Annotated in this window: 3 protein-coding genes; 1 reads left to right on the forward strand and 2 read right to left on the reverse strand. The window is 59.4% G+C overall.

The genetic code is table 11. The features are described from left to right. Window positions 1-245: 245 nt before the first annotated feature. Window positions 246-1880: a chaperonin GroEL gene (groL, locus tag NW818_RS13575; protein WP_011433224.1), complete on the reverse strand. Its 1635-nt coding sequence runs from the start codon at window positions 1878-1880 to the stop codon at window positions 246-248. 90 nt (window positions 1881-1970) lie between these two features. Then, window positions 1971-2282, reverse strand: a complete 312-nt coding sequence (gene groES / locus NW818_RS13580) for a co-chaperone GroES (protein WP_011433225.1) — start codon at window positions 2280-2282, stop codon at window positions 1971-1973. A gap of 178 nt (window positions 2283-2460) precedes the next feature. Between groES and NW818_RS13585 the strand changes: the two genes are divergently transcribed. After that, window positions 2461-3309: a PhzF family phenazine biosynthesis protein gene (locus tag NW818_RS13585; protein ID WP_414424854.1), complete on the forward strand. Its 849-nt coding sequence runs from the start codon at window positions 2461-2463 to the stop codon at window positions 3307-3309. Window positions 3310-3397: the final 88 nt, after the last annotated feature.

The raw sequence follows: 3397 nt of genomic DNA on the forward strand, positions 1-3397 counted from the left end.
GCCCTCACCCCCAGCCCCTCTCCCAAAGGTAGAGGGGGATCAGCATCACAAACAGTTTCGCTGCTGTCTCACGGTCGTTGGGAATGATCCCGCCGGATTGCCTGCGTCTTGATGAAAATCCACAAGAAAAGGGATCCCACCAGGGGATCCCCAGAGATTCATCCAAGATGCCTGGCCAGGAAGCGAAGTGCCCATGGGCTCTTCGGTGAGCCTCAGGGATCCGCCTCCCTGTGGCAATCAACAGATCAGTAGTCGTAGTCACTCATGCCGCTGCCGCTGCTTGCCGGCGTGTTGGTTTTGGGCTCGGGCTTGTCCACCACGATCGCTTCGGTGGTCAGCACCATCCCCGCAATGGAAGCGGCGTTTTGCAGGGCGGAACGGGTAACCTTGGCCGGGTCTACAATGCCCGCTTCGAACATATCCACGAAGGCGTCGTTCTGGGCATCGTAGCCGGTGTTGAAGGGCTTGTCTTTCACCCGCTCCAGCACAATGGAGCCGTTTTGGCCGGCGTTCTCAGCAATGCGGCGCAGCGGAGCGCCCAGAGCGCGGGCGACCAGGTTGGCCCCCACCAGTTCATCGCCGGACAGGTTGGCTTGCGCCCACTCGGTTACCACTGGGATCAGGTGTGCCAAGGTGGTACCGCCGCCGGGAACGATCCCTTCTTCTACCGCCGCTTTGGTGGCGTTGATGGCATCTTCCAGGCGCAACTTGCGGTCTTTCATCTCGGTTTCAGTGGCCGCGCCCACTTTGATCACCGCTACGCCGCCGGAGAGCTTGGCCAGGCGCTCTTGCAGTTTTTCTTTGTCGTAGGTGGAGTCGGTTTCCTCAATTTGACGGCGAATTTGCTCGCAACGAGCTTTCACGGCCGCTTCGTTGCCTTCCGCCACGATGGTGGTATTGTCTTTGGTTACCGTGACGCGACGGGCAGTGCCGAAGGAATCGAGGCGAGCGTTCTCCAGCTTCAGGCCGCGCTCTTCGCTGATCACCTCACCGCCGGTCAGGATGGCGATGTCTTCCAGCATGGCCTTGCGGCGATCCCCAAAGCCAGGCGCTTTCACCGCCACCACGCTCAGCACACCCCGCAGCTTGTTCACCACCAGGGTGGCCAGCGCTTCTTTCTCAATGTCTTCGGCGATGATCAGCAGAGGACGACCGGCGCGAGCCACTTGCTCCAAAACCGGTACCAGGTCTTGAACCAGGGTGATCTTCTTGTCGGTGATGAGGATGTAGGGGTTTTCCAGAACCGCCTCCATCCGCTCGGTATCGGTGACGAAGTAAGGAGAGATGTAGCCCTTGTCGAAGCGCATCCCTTCCGTCACTTCCAGCTCGGTGGTCATGGACTTGCCTTCTTCCAGGGAGATCACCCCTTCGCGGCCCACCTTGTCCATGGCCTCGGCAATCATGCGGCCCACTTCTTCATCGTTACCGGCGGAAATGGCCGCCACCTGGGCAATGGCTTTGGAATCTTCGACCGGGCGGGCATGTTCGGCGATTTTGTCTACCAAAAACTTCACCGCCTTGTCGATCCCCCGCTTTAGGGCAATCGGGTTGGCGCCGGCAGCCACGTTTTTCAGACCTTCTTTCACCATGGCGTGAGCCAAGACCGTGGCCGTGGTGGTGCCATCCCCAGCCGTGTCATTGGTCTTGGAAGCCGCCTGCCGGATCAAGGAAACGCCTGTGTTCTCAATGTGGTCTTCCAGCTCGATTTCTTTGGCAATGGTTACCCCGTCGTTGATGATTTGGGGGGCGCCAAACTTCTTCTCCAGCACGACGTTGCGCCCTTTGGGACCCAGGGTAACGGCTACGGCTTCTGCCAAAATATCCATGCCGTGCTCTAGAGCGCGGCGGGCTTCTTCACTGAAGATGATTGATTTGGCCATAGTCAACCTCTCCGATGCAAATGCAGGTAAGGGTGAAACAGAGTCTCAAGGATTCAATCGTTCGTTGAACTGCTGCTGAATCACTGACCATTACTGAACAATGGCGAGAATGTCCCGCTCGGCCAACAGCACATATTCATCGCTGCCCAGCTTGACTTCGGTTCCGGCATACTTGGAGTAGAGCACTTTGTCGCCGGCTTTCAGTTCCATCGGGATCAGCTTGCCCTCGTCGTTGCGCTTGCCAGGGCCAACAGCAACCACTTCCCCCACCTGGGGCTTTTCCTTGGCAGTGTCCGGCAAGAAGATCCCACCTGCGGTTTTCTCGTCCTGCTGAGCGATTTTGACCAGCACGCGGTCGCCCAGCGGCTTCAGGGTAGAGACGTTAAGAGCCACTGCAGCCATGACGAATGTCCTCCTCTTTCCATTAATTCCGCTTCCCGAGGGGAAGCGACTTAGCACTCTCGACTTACGAGTGCTAGTTTATCAGCCAACTTTCTGGCCTGACAATAGCCTTTGTCAGCGGGATCCCGCTTTTGGCAGGTGCGGTCGGGGTGCGGATCCCCCTACTTTTGGTGCCGGTGTGGGATCATGGCCTGAGTTGGGCTGGGTTGAGAACGTGCGGATCCCGTTTTTTCAGGTGGATGCATTTACGGCGGTGCCTTTCGGCGGCAATCCGGCAGCGGTGTGTCTGCTGCCCCAGGAGTTGCCAGAGGCGCTGATGCAGGCCATTGCGGCGGAGAACAATGTATCGGAGACGGCTTTTTTACTGCCTCAGGGATCCCAGGGCGAGGTTCCCCACTATGGGCTGCGCTGGTTTACGCCGACGACGGAGGTGGATCTCTGTGGCCACGCCACCTTGGCTGGTGCCCATGTGCTGTTCACCGAGGTGCATCCTGAGGCGGAGAGGGTAGCCTTTTCCACCCGCAGTGGCCTGTTGCAGGTGCGGCGGCAAGGGGATCGCCTGGCCATGGATTTTCCTGCTCAAACTCCGGAACCTTGGCCAGAAGCCAAGGAGCAGGTGGCAGCGGCTTTAGGGATCCCACCTGTGGAGCTGTACCGCGGGGGTATGGGGGTGGCGGTGCTGGCTTCGGCGGGACAGGTGCAGCAGGTGCAACCGGATCTGGCCCAGGTTCAAGCACTCCCCGTTCCGGGGTTGATCGTCACAGCCTCTGGGGCGGCTCTGGGGAATGGGCCGGATTTTGTCTGCCGCGTTTTTGCCCCTCGGCTGGGGATCCCGGAGGATCCGGTGACGGGATCCGCCCAGTGTCTTTTGATGCCCTATTGGGCCAAACGCCTGGGCCGACTTGATTTGAAGGCTCACCAGCTCTCGGCCCGCAGGGGCGAGCTGTGGTGCCGAGATCGAGGCTCACGGGTGGAGATTGCTGGGCAAGCGGTGCTGGTGATCAGAGGAGAGCTGAGGCTGCCTTAGAACCGTTGTCGACTAGGGTGCTAGCGGCAGGGAACAAGGCCTCCGGCCCGCTAGGGCGAGCAGTTGAAATAGATGGTAATAAAAACCA

The organism is Synechococcus sp. R6-5, from assembly GCF_047461775.1.
GTDB lineage: Bacteria > Cyanobacteriota > Cyanobacteriia > Thermostichales > Thermostichaceae > Thermostichus.

Excerpts from the sequence above, each read along its gene's own strand:
- groL (WP_011433224.1), bottom strand. The coding sequence starts at position 1,880 with ATGGCCAAATCAATCATCTTCAGTGAAGAAGCCCGCCGCGCTCTAGAG.
- groES (WP_011433225.1), bottom strand. The coding sequence starts at position 2,282 with ATGGCTGCAGTGGCTCTTAACGTCTCTACCCTGAAGCCGCTGGGCGAC.